The following is an 18,393-nucleotide window of genomic DNA, read 5'->3' as shown; positions in this document are numbered from 1 at the left end:
GGTTATTGGTTCAAATCCGGACGTTTACCTGTAACCAGATACACTACACTCTCGCCAATATTCGTGGCATGGTCGGCAATCCGTTCAATGTAACGGCCAACCAGTGTGAGCAGCATCGCCTGATTCACGGTTTCAGGCTTCTGAACCATATACGTGTACAGTTCGTTTATCATCGCGCTGTACAGACCATCTACCTGATCGTCATCCTGCGCCATTTTGTAGGCCAGATCCGTATTCTCGTCCAGATAAGACTGAATAGCCTCCGTGGTCATGATCGTGACCAGCTCAGCCATGCGCGGAATATCCACAAGCGGCTTGATCAGCTGCTGCCCCTGGATGCGCATCGTTACCTTGGCTACATCCAGTGCCAGATCGCCCATACGCTCCAGATCGCTGGAGATTTTGAAGGCTACAATAATGCGGCGCAGATCCTTCGCCACCGGCTGCTGGGTGATGATCAGCCGTGAGCCGATCTCCATAATCCGGTCTTCCATGGCGTTCAGCCGCAGGTCCGCTTTGACAATCTCCTGCGCCCGTGCCGTATCAAGGGTCTGCAGGGCCAGTATCGCACCATCCAGGGCATCCGTTACATGCTCGCCCATCTGCTGCAGCAGGGTGCGCAGTTCTTCCAGATCTTTGTCGAATTCTTTTCTGCGAATCATATCGAAAGTGATCCTCCTCAAAAACATATGGTCATATCGGGTGAACGGAGTGAACCTAAGACTTACGAATCAGCCATCCTTAGCCGAAGCGGCCGGAGATATAGTCTTCTGTGCGGGAATCCTTCGGGTTGGAGAATAACAGCTCCGTGTCCGCAGCTTCCACAATGACACCGTTCAGGAAAAATACAGTGCGTCCCGATACCCGGGCGGCCTGATGCATATTATGCGTGACCATTACAATCGTATACTTATCCCGCAGCTCCTGAACCAGCTCCTCAATCTTGAGCGTGGACACCGGGTCGAGCGCTGACGTCGCCTCATCCATCAGCAGAATATCGGGCTGTACAGCAAGGGCTCTGGCAATACAGAGACGCTGCTGCTGCCCGCCGGACAGACTTAAGGCAGACTTCTTGAGGAAATCCTTCACTTCCTCCCAGAGCGCGGACTGGCGCAGGCTTTGCTCTACAAGGACATCCAGCTCGGCTTTGCTCTTCACACCGTGCAGGCGCGGGCCATAAGCCACGTTATCATAGATCGACTTTGGAAAAGGATTGGGCTGCTGGAACACCATCCCCACCTGCTTGCGCAGACTCTCCACTTCGATCTCGTCGCTGTAGATGTTTTTGCCGCCGATATTTACTTTGCCTTCAATACGTGTTCCGGGAATCATGTCGTTCATACGGTTAAGGGTACGCAGCAGTGTGGATTTCCCGCAGCCGGAAGGTCCGATAAAAGCGGTCACCTGCTTCTCCGGAATCTGCAAATCCACGTTCTTCAGGGCATGGAATGACTCATAGTAGAGATCTAGCTTCTCTATGTCAATGATGGATTTCATTAGTTTCTGTTGTCTCCTTCTCATCATCTTCGTTCCCCATGATAAGCTTTCAGTGTCAAAAGAGCTCCAGAGAATTGTTAACGCAGTGTAAAATCCGTGTGTAGTAAGACACGCGCCAGGGAGAAGGTGCTTAACTTGTGAGAAAAGAACACCGCCATGTTAGCTGACAGGTGTTCTCTTCTTGTTGACGACCAGTTTGTAGCCCACGCCGCGGATGGAATCGATATGCACGGATTCAGGGTCAAGCTCCAGCTTCTTGCGCAGGGAGCTGACATGCACGTCTACGGTGCGCTGGCCTCCAATATAGTCGAAGCCCCAGACGGCATTCATCAGATCATCCCGCGTCAGGACGACGCCCGGCTTGCGGGCCAGATACAGCAGCACTTCAAATTCCTTCGGCCGCAGATTGATGCTCTGTCCGCCCAGCGAGACTTCATAACGCTCGGGGTAGATCTCCAGCTGTCCGAGAATAATCGTCGATGCAGATACCGCTGTCTCGGGCGGAGCTTCTTCGGCAATACCGGAGATCCGCCGCAGCACTGCGCTGACCCGGGCCAGCAGCTCGGATACGCCGAAGGGCTTCGTAATATAATCATCCGCCCCGGACTTTAGCCCGCGGACGACATCCTCTTCCGCATTCTTGGCCGTCAGCACTATAACCGGTGTGCGGATGCCTTGTCCACGCAATTTATCCAGAATGTCAATGCCGTTCATGCCGGGCAGCATCAGATCCAGTACGATCAATTCAAAAGGTTCTCTAGTCGCACGGTCATACCCTGCCGTTCCATGATCCTCCACCGTCACCTCGTAGCCTTCCTGTGTCAGGTTATAAGACAGCAGCCGGGCTAGTGTCGGTTCGTCTTCAATGACAAGCAATCGTTGTGCCATAGGTTCCCCCGTCTTTTCATAGGTTATTAATTTTACAAAACTGCATACATGCACATCATAGCACCACAATGTTAACTTAGTGTAAAATTATAAATTTATTCTCTATTAGACTCTGCAGAGTTATTCATTCTCTTCCTGCAGCAGCGGCAATTCCAGAATGAATGAGCTGCCGATGCCCAGATCGCTCTCTACGTTAATAGAACCGCGATGCAGCTCAACCAGATGCTTCACAATGGATAGACCGAGGCCGGTTCCGCCGGAGCTTCTGGAGCGGGCTTTGTCCACCCGGTAAAAGCGTTCAAAGATCCGGGGCAGATCCTTGCGCGGAATCCCCATCCCCGTATCACTGACTGTAAAGCGCACGCTCTCGGTGCCATCCTTCTTCTGGATGCTCACTACGGTCACTCTGACATTTCCCCCGTCCTGGGTATAGTTGATCGCATTAGAGAGCAGATTCATGAAAATCTGGCGCAGCTTGTCTTCATCTCCTTCAATGAATAGCTCTGCAGGCACATCCGAGCTGAGTGTAATCTTCTTCTTCTCCGCCACCTTGCTGAGCGTCTCCAGCACGGAATCGAAGAACTCGATCAGATGAACCGGGGAGCATTCCAGCTGAACGCGTTTGGATTCAATTTTGGACAGCTCCAGGATGTCGCCGATCAGGCGGTTCAACCGTTCGTTCTCATCGTAGATGATCTGCAGGAACGAACGCGCCGTCTTCTCATCCGTAACGCCCCCGCCGAGGAGGGTCTCGGCGAAGCCTTTTACCGCAGCGACAGGGGTCTTCAGCTCGTGGGAGACATTGGCGACGAATTCGCTGCGCATTTTCTCAAGTCTGCGAATCTCGGTAACCTCCTGAAGCAGGAACAGCATCCCCCGGGAGCAGCCGTCCTGGATCATCGGCACCCCGTCCAGACGCACAATCCGCTCCACCGGATTATAGATGCTGCGCTCCTCGTGAATAGGTTCACCTGCGGACACTCCATCATCAATCAGCCGGGTAAGCTCATAATGATGCTTAATCTCCTTGTAGGAATGTCCGGTCATCTCGCTGTGCTTCACATCGAGCAGCCGTTCGGCGGCCCGGTTAAGCAGGGCAATCTCCCCTTCAGCGTTAATCATCACGATGCCGCCGGTCATATTGTCGAGTACGCTCTGCAGCAGATCCTCATTGTCGCGGATGGTCTTCAGCTGGGCCTGGAGACTGTCGGCCATCGCGTTGATGGCTGTAGCCAGCTGGCCGATCTCATCCTTGCGCTTCATCGGCACCCGGGCATCATAATCCAGATCGGTAATCCGCCGCGCCACTCTGGTGATTTGCTCCAGCGGTGAGGTCATACTCGAAGCCACCTTGTAGCTCACCAAGGTTGCGGCAATGAACAGCAGCACCAGTCCCCCTGCCATGATCATCCACGCCCGGTTCAGTCCTTCGGATACGGTATCCAGCCCCATCGACAGCCGGATATACCCGTCAAATCCCTGATCCGAGGACACGGAACCCGCCACATACATCATTTCACGGTCTAATGTATCGCTGTAACGAATCGCCCGGCCAATCCCTTCCTTCGCGGCCAGCAGCTCCTCCTCGCGGGTAGAGTGGTTGTCCATCTCGCGCGGATTCTTCTCCGAGTCACCGATGACCCGGCCTTGCTTCGTAATGAAGGTGACACGCGATCCGGTCAAGATGGAGATCTTCTCTGCCTGTTCTGTATAGTAGTTCAGGGCATCCGGACTACTGGTATCCATGAATGAGAAGGTGCCGGAGAGCAGCTTTATTTCCCGGGACATGTTTTCTTCCAGCACGGAAATATGCGAATCCTTGAACAGCTGAGCCATGGTGATCCCGGCCCCGGTCATTGATATTCCTATCAGAGCCATAAGTATGATGGTAAGTCGAATGCGGAATGGTTTCATCTGCGGCGGTCCTCTTCCCTCGTGTAAATGTCCATGAGAACACTCTACCTGCATTTTCGGCAAAATACCAGTTCCGGCGGCGATTATCAACGGGATGTAAAATGTGCCGCAAGCGAGAGGCGTAGGCTGGGAAGCAGCGCCGGGGAGGATTGGGAGATACCGAGGGGCGAGGGAGGAACCGAGGGCGAGGATGGAGCGATGAGTGAGATCGAGAACCGAGGGCGAGGATGGAGCGATGAGTGAGATCGAGAACCGAGGGCGAGGATGGAGTGATGGGGGCTCGTTAAGTGGACGCTCCGCAAACGGACCGTTGTTCCGATCGCTGTTGTTTCCGGATTTAATTAGAATGGACTCAGCGGTAAAAATCCGGGAACAAAGGCGAACGCTGCCGCTTCTCCACAATCAGTCCGCCCGCTCCGCTGTTTAAGAGGTGGGAGTTACACAACCCTAAATCTCCTTAAATAATCAACACCTCAACACCCTGACACCTCAACCCGCAACTATCCGATTCTGCAAACTTTAATTCCTCAACTCCTCATTTCTCCAATCCTCAACTCCTCCAATCCAAATAGTTTCAGCCCTGCTCTTCAGAAGTGACCGGTTCACGGCAAACAATTGGAAAAACGTAGCTTAATTCGCCCTTTTCTGCTAAATTACCGGAAGCAAGTGGATAAATGACAACTAATTATGTTTGTTTCTGCTATTTCTCGTAAATGTGAATGATTAAGTGTTGGTTGTCCAACTATTGTTTCTTCGGCGCAAATTTTGTAAGCAGCAGGTGGAGAAAATCCATCTATTTCTGCATCTTAAGTCAAAAGAAATCGCCCATTCTCAGAGGGCTGTATTACACCATCCAAAAAGGGGCGATTCGTGGATCAGACACTCCTGGATAATAAATTGACCAATAACCTGCTACTGATCCTTCCAGCGCTGCACGGTCAGCGTCACCGTCTGTGCACCGCCTGCGAGTGTAAGCGTACGGTTCGCAATATCCGCTCCGCTGGAAGTGATCTCTACCGTGGCCCAGCTTCCGCGCGTCAGCTTATACGTCACGGCGCTGCCTGCCGGAAGGTTCAAGGTGATGGAATAAATCCCATCACTTCCACGGGTCAGCAGGTAGGCCGGATCTGCCGCATTCCAGCTGTTGAACGAACCCGTCAGATAGACCTGAGCATTCGCTGGAGTCGTGCCCGGAACGCTGACCCGGAAGGTTACGCTATCGGCCTGTGGTTCGCCGGTAATCAGATTTCCTCCCGTCAGACTGGAGCTGCCGGTACCAAAATGATAGTTATTCCCGCCATTGTTGTCCCAGGTACCGCTGCCGTTATTGAAGGCTGCGGTCAGGCCTGTGGCGCTGCCGAGCGGAATGGTAATGGCTTTGTAGCCACTGAAAGTAGAGGCCTGCATCTGCACACCCGGTGAAGTCGTCCAGGCCGTTGCCCCATCCAGCTTGTAATGGATATAGGAGTTACTGAATGCTGTATTTTTGTAATAGATCGTCGCGCTGTTGCCCGCCGGAGTGGCGGTTGGCACAGGTGTCGCCGTTGGCGCTACGGTTGGTGTAGCTGTTGGCGTGGCACTTGGCTTAGGTGTTGCCGTAGCTGTTGGTACTACCGTCGGTGTAGCTGTAGGTGCTACGGTTGGTGTTGGCGTCGGTGTAGCTGTCGGTGCTACGGTTGGCACAACCGTTGGCGTCGCACTTGGCTTAGGCGTTGCCGTAGCTGTCGGTGCTACAGTCGGCGATGCCGTTGGCGTCACCGGACCACCCGACTGAATATTGCCTGTAGGCGTGTAGGTCCAGGTGCCGCTGCCGAATAGATAATTGCTGCCGCCGTTGCTGTCCCACGTGCCGCTGCCGTTGTTGAAGCAGGCTTCAAGCTGGGTGGCTGCGCCGATGTTAATGGTGATTTTGTTATAGCCTGCTAGCTCGGCGGCCGGAATCGCTACGCCCGGGGCTGTCGTCCAAGTCCCTCCAACCGGGCGGTAATGGATGTAAGGAGTGGAATAACCCTGCTTATAATAGATCGTTACATTATTGCCCGCCGGTGTGGTTGCAGTTGCTGCCGCACTGAAGCCGGAGAGGTTACCGGAGGCATCATAGGCTTTAATTTTGTATTCATAGGCTGTACTGGCTGACAAGCCGCTGTCTGTATATGAGGTGGAAGTAGTTGTTCCGATTCTAACGCCATTGCGGTAGATCTCATAGCCGGTAACACGGATATTATCTGTCGCGGCATTCCAGGTCAGCCCGATAGAAGAAGCATTAACCACTGTGGCCTGCAAGTTCGCTGGAGCAGCCGGAGCTTCATTATCCGGGACAGCAGGCACATCTGTGATGAACGGATGCGTCCCTTCAATAGTACCTTGGATGCTCTCCTTATATTTTCCGTTCTCCAGCGTATATTTGCCGGCACCGACATAGACCTGCTGGATATCACTTTTGGTCACATTGCCTTTGGCATCCTTGGCTTCAATGTAGTAGTCCAATAGCTGATCGCGGTAATCGGAGATGTAGGAGAAATACAGGTTCCCGATATCTGTGGCCGGAACCTTCTGCATAATCGTCTTGCTGTTTGGCTGCCAGTCGACACCGTTAATATCGGCGCTCAGGTCGCGGACATTCATCGGGTATTCCGTCCACGCACCAACCTTGGGGGGATCAATACCAGATACCCCGGCTGCGGCCAGACCTGCTGGATCATATACTTTAAAAGTATTATCCGCCGCGTCTGCCGTCTTATCACGGTGTGCCCGGACCTTCACCTTGATGTCGCTGATTCCGCTGGTATCGAAAGCATAGGTATAGATGGCAAAAGCATTATTATAATGCTGAAGGGTCCAGCCTTCTGCCTTACTGACATTCGCGCTGCCCGGATTGTACGGGTAGCGCTGCGGCCACCAGACCGAGGGGCCGGTTTTGTCTTTGGCCAGCTTTTGCGATACATAGGGCTTGGAGAAATACAGCGATTGATTAAAGGACAACGCCGGCTTCACGCTGTCATCCACATTCTCATCATAATAACCGAAGCCCGAGTCCATCGCAGGCAACAGGAAGTACCAGGCCAGCTCGGCGGGATTGGCGCCTCCGGCATAGTCGTTCGCGGTGTTGCCCTTCACGGGATAGGAGAGCATCCACGGATTTAATTGGTTGCCTTCGTAGGTCACCTCACGGTCCAGCGGGTTCGCCGGCTCCCAGTAATTCGGATGCTCCTCCAGCCAGATCTGTTCGGCGGTCTTGGCATAGTTCAGGGAAGCTTGTAATAACGCGAAATTACGCTCCAGATAATGATAGCCCTTCTCGAAGGATACCGTCATGCCTTCCTCGACACCCGCCAGATTCTTCTTCGGGGCGTAAGCGGTCCCGTTCACCTGATTGAAGGCCGCAAACTGGCCCTTCCAGATCCCAAACGGCAAATGCCAATGGTACCAGGTTGGATCAGAGGACGAATCCCGGGTATCGATCCAGGAGCCGTCCTGCACATGGACCACATCGGAAGCGGCCGGTGTGTTGCTGCGCAGATACTCATCGATCCCCATTCCGGTCACACCGCTGCTGGCATAGGTGACATTCCCGGCATTGCGCCAGGTCTCCTCAGAGCCGGCCCGGCCCGAAGAATTATCTCCGTCATGGGCCACGACAAAAATCTGCTTCTGCAGAGCCAGATTCTCATACGGCTTAAGCGCATCTGCTTTTACCTGGCCCAGATATCCTTCTTCCCAGGACTGCGCCTGCGCGACAGGTACGCCAACCACTCTCGATTCCGCCCCGGTTGCCGGGTCCACATAACGGACCCAATGAGCCGTTGAGGCAAAAGGATATTTATTATAGACCACCTGCTGCTCATTGAACATCGGTTCACTCACCCAGGCCCCCGCCGTGCTGACATTCTGCAGATCACTGCGGTTGGGCGGCGAGATCATCGTGTCCTTGCCCGGACTATCCAGCAGCGGGTAATCCTTGAGCGTGCGGGAGAAATGGTTGTTGCCGATCACCGACCACTGGATGCCAAGCTTGTTCAGCACCGGGATAATCCGCTCCGAGAACCCGAGTTCTGTCGGAAAAAATCCCTTCGATGACTTATAGCTGCTGCCCAGGAAATAAGGCTGAGCCATCGCCGCTCCATGATAGATCATATCCTTGAGCAAATAATCGTTGCCGACCAGCGGTCCCATAGAATGGTGTCCGGAGAAATGAATCAGATCGAGCATATTGTCACCGCCTGTTGTCCGAAGCTGATTCACCGCGTTCTTCCATGGGGTTCCCCAGGCCGGATTATTGTATCCGCTTACATTTCCTTGTTGAATAATACTGTTTACATTGTTCACCACAGACCCCGACATGGTAACATGCATCTGCGCCTGGGGATGATTGCTGTGCAGCGTGTTCGCCACACTCCAGGGCCAGGTTAAATACGCGCCCGTCTTGGCGTGATGGGAATAATAAGAGACCAGATCATTGTGGGGCATGGGAGATCCATTCGGCAGATAATAGGGATATCCTGCGGGCGGATTCTGCTTCAGCTGGATGACTTCACCATCGTAGGTATAACGGATCGGACTGCCTACAGGGGTAGAATTGTAAGTGTTCAGGTCATAGTAAGCCCAGAAATTCGGCATATGGTTATGGTAGACATGCGTAGCGGCAATATCTGCCGATACAGGGGAGACTATTGCCGGAACGGTCAGGAGTGCGCCCAGGAGCAGGGCTGTAATTTTGCGCAGGGACCTGGATTTCTTGGTCATGGTTCAACTCCTTCTTATCGGGATTATTCTTCGTCAAAAAAACGGGGGCGACGGACATCCATCCCTCGCCCCCTCAAGCTGCTTACTGATCCTTCCAGCGCTGCACACTTAGCGTTACTGTCTGTGCTCCGCCTGCCGGTGTAACCGTCCGGTTCGTGATATCTGTACCATTGGACGCGGTCTCTACCGTGGCCCAGCTTCCGCGCGTCAGCTTATACGTCACGGCGCTGCCTGCCGGAAGGTTCAAGGTGGTGGAATAGACGCCATCACTCCCGCGTGTCAGCAGATAGGCTGCATCTGCCGCATTCCAGCTGTTGAACGAACCCGTCAGATAGACCGGAGCATTCGCCGGAGTCGAACCCGGAACGCTAACCCTGAAGGTTACGCTATCCACCTGCGGTTCCCCGGAGGTCAAGCTTCCTCCAACCAGACTGGAGCTGCCGGTGCCAAAATGATAGTTATTCCCGCCATTGTTATCCCAGGTGCCGCTGCCGTTATTGAACGCTGCGGTCAGGCCGGTGGCGGTGCCGAGTGGAATGGTAATAGCTTTGTAGCCACTGAAAGTAGAGGCCTGCATCTGAACACCCGGTGAAGTCGTCCAGGTGGTTGCCCCATCCAGCTTGTAATGGATATAGGAGTTACTGAAGGCCGTATTCTTGTAATAGATCGTCGCGGTGTTGCCCGCCGGTGTGGCGGTTGGCACAGGTGTCGCTGTTGGCGCTACGGTTGGTGTTACTGTAGGTGTTGCGGTCGGTGCGATAGTCGGTGTAGCAGTTGGAGCTACAGTTGGTGCCACCGTTGGTGTCGCTGTTGGGGCTACGGTTGGTGTAGCCGTCGGCGATGCCGTTGGCGCTACCGGACCGCCTGCCTGGATATTGCCTGTAGGCGTATAGGTCCAGGTGCCGGTGCCGAATAAATAATTGCTGCCGCCATTGCTGTCCCAGGTGCCGCTGCCGTTATTGAAGCAGGCTTCGAGCTGGGTGGCTGCGCCGATGTTAATGGTGATTTTGTTATAGCCAGCTACCTCGGCAGCTGGGATAGCCACGCCTGGAGATGTCGTCCAAGTCCCGCCCACTGGGCGGTAATGAATGTACGGATTGGTGTAACCCTGCTTGTAGTAGATTGTCACACTGTTACCGGCAGGGGTAACGACCAGAGCGGCTGCGCTGAAGGCCGACAGATTCATAGCGGCGTCATACGCTTTTACCGTATAGGAATAATTAGTGCTGCCCACAAGTCCGTTATCTGTAAAAGAGGTCGTAGCGGAAGTCCCGATCTTCACGCCGTTGCGGTAAATTTCGTACCCTGTCACCCCAACATTATCAGTGGATGCTGACCAGGACACCAGGGCGCTGGAAGCGTTCTGTACCGTTGCCGTTACATTTCCGGGAACACTTGGTGCTTGCGTATCGGTTACCGGCTGAGTTTTGGAGTAGATTTTGGCCGAATTGGCGCCCAGGGTAACTGTAATTTGCTTACCGGTAACACCGCCTGCCTGCACGGTCACAGTATCGGAGGGGTTCAGCTGATTCACCAGAACCGTACCTGCGGTAAGCGTGCTTTCGGCGCGCAGCGGCAGCGTCACTGTCTGTGATCCGCTGGAGGCATTACTGAATGCGGAGATCACTTCCTGACCGACATTCGTGCCTGTATCAATCCGCCGGGAGAAGGCGTACAGATTCTGTGCGGACCACATTTCGCGCTGGGTGCCGGTGCGCAGGGCCGGGTTGTTTTTGCGGATCTCGTTCAGCTTGGCTACATGCTTGAAGGTACTGGCATTCTCATTGAAATAATTCTCCAGCACATTGCCGTTTGCATCCCGTTTCACCATCGACCAACGGTTCCACGTATCAGCGATGCCGCCCGTCATGATCTGCCCGTTGCCATTGCCCTTGTTCTGCTCCGTTCCCTGGAAGACCACAGGCGTTCCGCGCACGGTGAAAATAAAGGACAAAGCATTCTGCAGCTTCTCAACACTGCCACCAGCCTCGGTCAGGAAGCGGTTGCGGTCATGATTGTCGATGAAGGTAACCATATGGTTGGCGTTGCCGCCATAGTAGGAGTCTTGAGCCAGAGTGCCTTTAATATTCGCGTCAAAAGACTGCCCGTACGCAAAGCTGTTCAGCACGGAGAAGAATAACGGGAAGTCGAGCATCCCCCACTCCTTGTTGGTACCGACCCAGCGGGAGACGAATTCGGCATTGCCGTCAAAATTCTCCCCAAAAGTATTCACGCCCAGCAAATTCTGGAGTTCGCCGATATCCGTCGGCTTCATCAGCTTGGCCGCATCGACCCGGGCGCCGTCTGCCCCCGTATAGTCAAACCAGCCCTTGATCGAGCTGAAGATGGCCTGCTTGGCGGCAGGAACATCGAAGTCGATATCATCCAGACCGCCCAGATCATGATTCTCCAGATAATCCTGGGCCCACTGATCGTACCGTCCATCGGCAAGAGACCAGTTAATGTCCCCATTGTGGTGGTACCAGGCCGGATTATTGAATGGAGCCGCAGGCTGTAAGGAAGGAATATCATAATAAGCCTGAGTGCCCAGCATGTAATCGCCGATGTGGTTAGGAACGACATCGATGATGACCTTGATTCCGAGCGCATGCGCGGAGTCTACAAGCTCTTTCAGCTTTTCTTTGGTGCCGAAGTAAGGGTTGGCCTTGTTCGGATCTTTGACATTGTAGCCGTGGTAGGCCGTGTTCTTGCCTGAACCGTTGTTCTCACGGTTAGTCATCTGCGGCTCGGCTACCGGTGAGATCCAGATCGCGGTATAGCCCATATTGTGAATATACGGGAGCTTGTCAATGACCCCCTGCCAGTCGCCGCCCTTCATGTAACGGAAATCCTCCTCGGAGTTCTCCCCGTAGCGGATAGCCGCGCCTGTTGCATTATTGGAAGAATCCCCGTCATTGAAGCGGTCAACCATAATCTGATAAATCGTGTCATTCTCGGTTACTGTTCCAATGCTGGCTGCTTCCACCTTAGCTTGCGGCAGGACAAACAGATTCATCATGATCGACAATACAATGGATGTGATTAGAACGGGAACAAGCAGGCGGTTACGTTTTCTTTTCATTCCTCATCTCCCTCTCATGTAAAACCGAATGCAACACTTTGGGCCAGCGGATACTCTGACGTTAACAACTTGTGCTTTGCTTCAGCTTGATAGTGCATAAGCTGATACTGACTGCTTAGCTGGAGCTTAGCTGGAGCTTAGCAAGTGCTTAGCAAGTGCTTGCGTACTCTTAGCTAAAGTGTGTTAATGCTTAGCTAGAGTGTGCTAATACCTAGCTAGATAGTTTGGCTAGAGCGTGCTGATGCTTAGCTAGACAGTTTGGCTAGAGCTTGCTAATGCCTAGCTTGGCTAGAGCTTAGCTAGAGTGTGCTAATGCTTAGCTAGATAGTTTCGCTAGAGCTTAGCTTTACAGCTTCAACACAGCAGTGGGGAAACCGGTTTCCCCACTAAAAATTAACATGTCCCTGTATGCGCTGTCAAGACATATAAATCAAACCTGCCGCCAACCCGTATCCCATATAGGATAACCGCTCTGCAAAAAACACAAAAAACAGTATTCAGCATAAGCTCATACCTGGAAGGAACCCTCAGGGAGGCTGTATTGTTCTCATGCTCCCCTCTTCCTTTGCTGGTAAGATCAATTCAAGCCGGTTGGCGGATTCAGGGGCACAAGTGCTCTTCATTTGCTCGTTGAGCCAACTTTCCTGAAATTCAGGGGCACAAGTGCTCTTCATTTGCTCGTTGAGCCAACTTTCCTGAAATTCAGGGGCACAAGTGCTCTTCATTTGCTCGTTGAGCCAACTTTCCTGAAATTCAGGTGCACTAGTGCTCTTCAGCTACTCTTTCCCCCAATAAACTCTCAGCATAATTCCCATTCATTTCCACTCCCCGACAACTTTCAGCACCATCAGAGGGATTTATCCCTTTCATTTCCGCATCCAGTCCACTTTCAGCACCATCAGAGGGATTTATCCCTCTCATTTCCGCATCCAGCTTTTATTTATCCTTTCCTTTCCCCTCCCAAGCAACTTCCCGTTACGCAGCAGCGTCCCCCCTTATTCACTCACCTCATCCTCCAAAGGAGGTTGCCCTGCGCAATTTCCGCAATCGCCAAAAAACCTCCTTCAGCGAAATGAAGGAGGTCTAGTCTAACGGGATATCCAGCTAGCTTATATTACAGTTTGTTAGATACTATCGCGAAGCAGGAACAATCTACTCAATTACTTAAACACCGGCTCGCGGAACTGGGCGAGCTTTGCGGCGGAATCCTTTTCGACATCAGCATGCAGGCTGTTGCCGTGCGCATCCATGGTGACGATCGCTGCGAAGCCGTCCACCTGCAAATGCCACATGGCTTCAGGAATACCGAATTCCATGAAGTCTACCGCGTTGACCTTCTTGATACATTCTGCGTAATACTGTGCTGCACCGCCGATTGCATTGAGGTAGACTGCGCCGTGCTCACCTAAGGCTTGGAGGGTCTTGGGTCCCATACCGCCTTTGCCGATTACGGCGCGGATACCGAATTTTTTGATAATATCGCCTTGATACGGCTCCTCGCGGATACTGGTCGTCGGGCCAGCCGCCTTCACATGCCAGCCTTCTTCATCCTTCAGCATGACCGGGCCACAGTGATAGATGACGGCACCGTTCAGATCGACAGGGGTGTCGTGATCCATGAGGTATTTGTGTAGGGCATCGCGGCCGGTGTGCATCTCGCCGGAGAGAATAACCACATCACCGACGCGCAAGCTGCGGATATCCTCCTCGCTGATCGGTGTGCTCAGGCGGATCTCACGCGAGCCGCTGGAGCCAACGGAAGCTGCTCCTGCCGATTCGGATACTGCCCTATTCCCTGAGACGGCCGCATCCGAAGCTGCTTCAACCGTACCGGATACAATAGCCGGTGCCGCAGGAATCGTAGCATCCTCTGGCACCACGCCGGAAGCTGTCCCTTCTGCCGCTGCTACACCCACAGGTTCAGCAACAGGCTGCGGTGCTGCTTCCCCCTCAACGGATATCCCGGTGCCGCTCTCATACAGCCATTCCTGAATGTCACCGGTAGCCGGATGGACCAGAATGCCCTGACGGCGGAAGGCCCAGCAGTTATAGGCCACAGAGACGAAAAAGCTGGCTGGCAGCCGGTTCATCACTCCGATTTTGCAGCCCAGCAGCGTCACTTCACCGCCGAAGCCCATCGTGCCGATTCCGAGCTTGTTGGCATTCTCCATAATGTAATTCTCCAGCTTGCCCAAATCTTCAACAGGATTCACATCCTCGACCTTGCGGAACAGCTGCTTCTTCGCCAGCTCATAGCCCGTGGTACGGTCGCCGCCAATACCTACGCCAATGAACCCTGCGCTACAGCCTTGGCCCTGCGCCTGGTACACGGAATGCAGAATGCACTTGCGGATACCGTCGAGGTCGCGTCCGGCTTTGCCGAGTCCCTCCAGTTCTGCCGGAAGGCTGTACTGGATGTTCTTATTCTCGCAGCCGCCGCCCTTCAGGATCAGCCGGACATCAATGCTCTCTTCCTCCCACTGCTCGAAGTGAATCACCGGAGTGCCTGCCCCCAGATTATCCCCGCTGTTCTCGCCTGTTAGCGAATCCACGGAATTGGGACGCAGTTTCCCGTTCTTCGTAGCACGGATAATTGCGCTGTGAATATCCTTCTTCATCTCTATCTGATTCACGCCCACCGGCGTATGGATTATAAAAGTCGGCATCCCCGTATCCTGGCAGATCGGCGATATTTGCTGCTCCGCCATCCCGATATTCTGCGCTATCGTGGTTAGTGCCAGTCCGGAGCGTGTCGCCCGGTCTTCCAGCGCCCGCCCTCTGGCTACCGCCCGGCGTACATCACCCGGCAGGTTCGTGGAGGTCTCTACAATCAAATTATAAATGCTCTCTTCAAAATGCTGCATCTTCATTCAGTCTCCTCTCCATCTGGTTCAAGCGGCCCTAACTCTGGTACAATTAGTTACTATAATAGCACATTAAGCTGCTCATGAAAGGGGTTACCTCAAAATTGAACTACCATTTCTCTGCCTATCTCTACCGGCTGCAATATATCCAGCGCTGGAGCCTCATGCGCAGCACCGCCCCGGAGAACGTGGCGCAGCATTCGTTCCAGGTCGCCCTGCTGGCGCACATGCTGTGCACCATCGGCAATGCCCATTTCGGCCGGTCGCTGAACGCCGACCGTGCATCCACGATGGCGCTGTTCCACGACGCCACCGAGGTCTTCACCGGCGACATCGCCACGCCGGTGAAGCATAACAACTCGCGTCTGCTGTCGAGCTTCCGCGAGATGGAGCAGGTGGCCGCCGACAGGCTGGCGGCCATGATCCCGCCGGAGCTGAGCGCAGTCTACGCGCCGCTCCTGCAGCCGCACACCAGCCCGCCCGGCTCCGAAGATGCCGGACTGCTCCGCTACGTCAAGGCAGCGGATGTGCTTGACGCTTACCTGAAATGCGTCTGGGAGGTCGCCGCAGGCAACCGTGAATTCGCCGCCGCCCGGGAGCAGACTGCCGCGAAGCTGCATGTGCTGGAGATGCCTGAGATGGCATATTTCCTTGAACACATGGCTCCGGGCTTCGAGATGTCGCTAGACGAGCTGTCCTCCAGTGCGAGTCAGGTTCAGTCTGCCGGGCAGCCCGAACCTATAGAGTAAATAGAGTACGGCATTCGCATAGCGTTGGCTCCCAGCGTTGGCTGGAACACTAACGTGTGAACAATGCGAATACCTTATACCGCTCTTAAGCAGAAGCTCATTTATCCATCTGACTGCATTCTGACCGCGTCCAGTGTCAGCCCTGAGGAGCGCACATTCAGTCCATGTAGCATTGCTACGGCACATTGCGATTGTGCTCAGTTTTTCGCATACATCGGGCCCACACGCCTTAGTGGTAGAAGGAGAAGTCAGCACGCGTAGCCTACAACGCTTATACAATACAAATAACCCGCCATGAGCGGGTTATTTGCGTATGGTCAGGTTACGTTAAGCACGGTTAGTCTGGTCAGATAAGTTAAGCACGGTTAGTCTGGTCAGTTTAGCTTGCTTCGGTTAGTCTGTTCAAGTTGCTTGGTTAGCCTGATCAGTTTAAGTGACATCCAGTTTGGTCACATCAAGCTAAGCCAAATCAGCTTGCCTACCTCAAGCCAAGCGGCTCGGACAGGATATCCCAGTCCTTGAATACCGGCTGGAGTCTTTGCGAGCGCAGCATCTCGGCCATCTCAGCCACGCTACGGTTGTCCGATATTTCAAACTGCGGGGTGCCCCCTTCGAGGGAATGTCCGCCCACTTCGGTGGATACCCCTGCGGACATCTTCGTGATGCCGAGCTGGACCAGATGATCGCGCAGAGCGGCAGGCTCGCGTGTGGACAGTGAGATGCCGGAGCGCGGCAGGAATAGGCGGTACGCCAGGATGATCTGCACCAGCGCACGGTCGGTAACATCGCTTGCGGGGTTGAATTCGCCTAAGTAAGGCCGGAATCTGGGAGTAGACAGGCCGATTTCGCATTCCGGGTACTTGTCCTGCAGATACCTCGCGTGCAGGGCCGTTGCCAGCGCCTCCTGGCGCCATTCGTACATGCCGAGCAAGGCTCCGATATTTATTGAACGAAAGCCAGCTTGACAGCCCCGTTCGGGAGCATCCAGCCGGTTGCGGTAGACGCGTTTGGGTCCTTTTACATGCAGCGCACGATAAGTCTCCTGGTGGTAGACCTCCTGATAGAGCGTTAAGCCGTCCACGCCGGCTTCTCTGAGTTCTGCATATTCAGCTGTCGAGAGCGGATTCACTTCAATGCTGACGGAGGAAAAATAGCGGCGCAGCACATTCACGCAGTCCCTCACATAACCGGCCGGACTATCCCTCCGGGATTCTCCGGTCAGGATCAGAATGTGGCGCAGGCCCGTGGCTGCGATGGTCTCTGCTTCCCGGGCGACCTCCTCCAGCGTCAGTTTTTTGCGCGGAAAATCATACATAGAACTGAAGCTGCAATACGTGCAGTGATTCACGCAAAAATCTGCAAGATACATCGGGGTAAACAGCTGCATCACATGGCCGAAATGCGTACGCGTTAACCGGTGCGCCTTCTGCGCCATCTCCTCCAGATAAGGCTCCGCTGCCGGTGACAACAAGGCCATTAGCCCTTCTTCATCCACCTGCTCTGCACGAAGCGCGCGCTTCACATCCTCTGCCGTATACCGGCTCCATAGCGTCCCGTAAGGAAGCTGTTCCAACCGGGTCATCGTCTCATAAAAGCTCATAGCCGTTCCTCTCCTCCCTAATCCATCTGTCAGGCCAAGAACCCGGTCAACGGTGAAGAGGCTGCCGCCGTCTCCTCCACAGGCCCCAGTCCGGCGAGATAAGCTTTGCGCCCTGCGGATACCGCTTCACGAAAAGCTTCTGCCATCAGCAGCGGATCTGAGGCGGTAGCAATCGCTGTATTAAGCAGGACCGCTGCGGCCCCCATCTCCATCGCCTCAGCCGCCTCGGATGGTCTGCCGATTCCGGCATCCACGATCACCGGCAGATCCATCTCGGAGATCAGAATCCGGATCAGCTCCTTGGTCTGCAGCCCGCGGTTGGACCCGATCGGCGCTCCCAGCGGCATTACGGCTGCGGCCCCCGCTGCCTTCAGCCGCAGAGCGGCGGACAGATCAGGACTCATGTACGGAAGCACCACGAAGCCCTCTGCTGCAAGGATCTCGGTCGCCCGGATGGTCTCCATGTTATCCGGCAGCAAATATTTCTGGTCGTTGATGACCTCAATCTTCACCCAGTTCCCCAGTCCCGCCGATCTCGCCAGCCGGGCAATCCGTACTGCTTCCTCTGCGGTGCGCGCACCAGAGGTATTAGGCAGTAAGGTCATATGGGAAGGAATATGGCTGACAATATTGTCACTGCTCTCCGGGTCCACCCGGCGCAGGGCAACGGTAATGACCTGTGAGCCTGATCGCGTAATCACCTTGGGAATGAGGGTGTTACGGCTGTATTTTCCGGTGCCAATGAACAGTCTGCTGGTTAGAGTCACTCCGCCAATCATCAATGGATCTTGCATATTAACGCCTCCTGGGGTAAGTCTTCGTGTTTAGCCTCCGCCTACAAAATGAACCAGCTCCACCCGGTCCCCTTCGCTGAGCAGTGTGTCTCCGTAAGCCTCTCTGCCGGCAAGCTCACCGTTCAGCTCGACAATCACCAGCTTACCGGCCCACTCAGGCCGGGCCAGCAGATCCGCCAGTGTCCGGCAGCTCTCTTCGAACCTCTGTGGCATCCCGTTAACGGTCACAATCATGCCTGTTCACCTCCTGCTGTGCCCTTTA

The 18,393-nt window shown here is 54.2% G+C and carries 11 protein-coding genes; 1 reads left to right on the top strand and 10 read right to left on the bottom strand.

Annotated features, from left to right (window positions below; all coding sequences use genetic code 11):
* Positions 1 to 2: 2 nt before the first annotated feature.
* The 7 genes from phoU to MKZ07_RS00855 all read right to left on the bottom strand — a co-directional run bounded on the left by phoU (position 3) and on the right by MKZ07_RS00855 (position 14,988).
* On the bottom strand, positions 3 to 662 hold the full coding sequence (gene phoU, locus MKZ07_RS00885; RefSeq protein WP_036695863.1) for a phosphate signaling complex protein PhoU: 660 nt from the start codon (positions 660 to 662) through the stop codon (positions 3 to 5).
* A gap of 79 nt (positions 663 to 741) precedes the next feature.
* Positions 742 to 1,497 carry a phosphate ABC transporter ATP-binding protein PstB gene (pstB, locus tag MKZ07_RS00880; protein WP_036695861.1) on the bottom strand — a complete coding sequence of 252 codons (756 nt, stop codon included), beginning with the start codon at positions 1,495 to 1,497 and terminating at the stop codon, positions 742 to 744.
* Positions 1,498 to 1,656: 159 nt separating this feature from the next.
* A complete protein-coding gene (locus MKZ07_RS00875) occupies positions 1,657 to 2,385 on the bottom strand; it encodes a response regulator transcription factor (RefSeq protein ID WP_036695860.1) in 729 nt (242 codons plus the stop codon).
* A 120-nt stretch (positions 2,386 to 2,505) separates the two neighbouring features.
* A complete protein-coding gene (gene pnpS / locus MKZ07_RS00870) occupies positions 2,506 to 4,299 on the bottom strand; it encodes a two-component system histidine kinase PnpS (protein WP_036695858.1) in 1,794 nt (597 codons plus the stop codon).
* A 912-nt stretch (positions 4,300 to 5,211) separates the two neighbouring features.
* A complete protein-coding gene (locus MKZ07_RS00865; RefSeq protein WP_341024013.1) occupies positions 5,212 to 9,042 on the bottom strand; it encodes a carbohydrate binding domain-containing protein in 3,831 nt (1,276 codons plus the stop codon).
* Positions 9,043 to 9,124: 82 nt separating this feature from the next.
* The gene (locus MKZ07_RS00860) at positions 9,125 to 12,124 is read right to left on the bottom strand and encodes a carbohydrate binding domain-containing protein (protein ID WP_341024012.1); all 3,000 of its coding nucleotides are present in this window, start codon (positions 12,122 to 12,124) and stop codon (positions 9,125 to 9,127) included.
* A gap of 1,160 nt (positions 12,125 to 13,284) precedes the next feature.
* Positions 13,285 to 14,988: a fumarate hydratase gene (locus MKZ07_RS00855; protein ID WP_036695950.1), complete on the bottom strand. Its 1,704-nt coding sequence runs from the start codon at positions 14,986 to 14,988 to the stop codon at positions 13,285 to 13,287.
* A gap of 104 nt (positions 14,989 to 15,092) precedes the next feature.
* Here MKZ07_RS00855 and yfbR point away from each other — a divergent pair, with 104 nt between their 5' ends.
* Positions 15,093 to 15,737 carry a 5'-deoxynucleotidase gene (gene yfbR, locus MKZ07_RS00850; RefSeq protein WP_083677796.1) on the top strand — a complete coding sequence of 215 codons (645 nt, stop codon included), beginning with the start codon at positions 15,093 to 15,095 and terminating at the stop codon, positions 15,735 to 15,737.
* A gap of 478 nt (positions 15,738 to 16,215) precedes the next feature.
* Here the strand turns inward: yfbR and thiH are convergent, their stop codons facing one another.
* The 3 genes from thiH to thiS are packed head-to-tail and all read right to left on the bottom strand — an operon-like array spanning position 16,216 to position 18,365.
* Positions 16,216 to 17,337 (bottom strand): 2-iminoacetate synthase ThiH, encoded by a 1,122-nt coding sequence (thiH, locus tag MKZ07_RS00845; RefSeq protein ID WP_036695851.1) that lies wholly within the window; start codon positions 17,335 to 17,337, stop codon positions 16,216 to 16,218.
* Between the two features lie 29 nt (positions 17,338 to 17,366).
* A complete protein-coding gene (locus MKZ07_RS00840) occupies positions 17,367 to 18,131 on the bottom strand; it encodes a thiazole synthase (protein ID WP_036695849.1) in 765 nt (254 codons plus the stop codon).
* A 30-nt stretch (positions 18,132 to 18,161) separates the two neighbouring features.
* Positions 18,162 to 18,365 carry a sulfur carrier protein ThiS gene (thiS, locus tag MKZ07_RS00835; RefSeq protein WP_036695846.1) on the bottom strand — a complete coding sequence of 68 codons (204 nt, stop codon included), beginning with the start codon at positions 18,363 to 18,365 and terminating at the stop codon, positions 18,162 to 18,164.
* Positions 18,366 to 18,393 lie beyond the last annotated feature (28 nt).

Origin of the sequence: Paenibacillus sp. FSL P4-0338, assembly GCF_038002365.1 — a bacterium.
Taxonomy (GTDB): Bacteria; Bacillota; Bacilli; order Paenibacillales; family Paenibacillaceae; genus Paenibacillus_AQ.
Note: the sequence above shows the minus strand (reverse complement) of the source record. Positions and strands in the feature narration are given on the sequence as shown.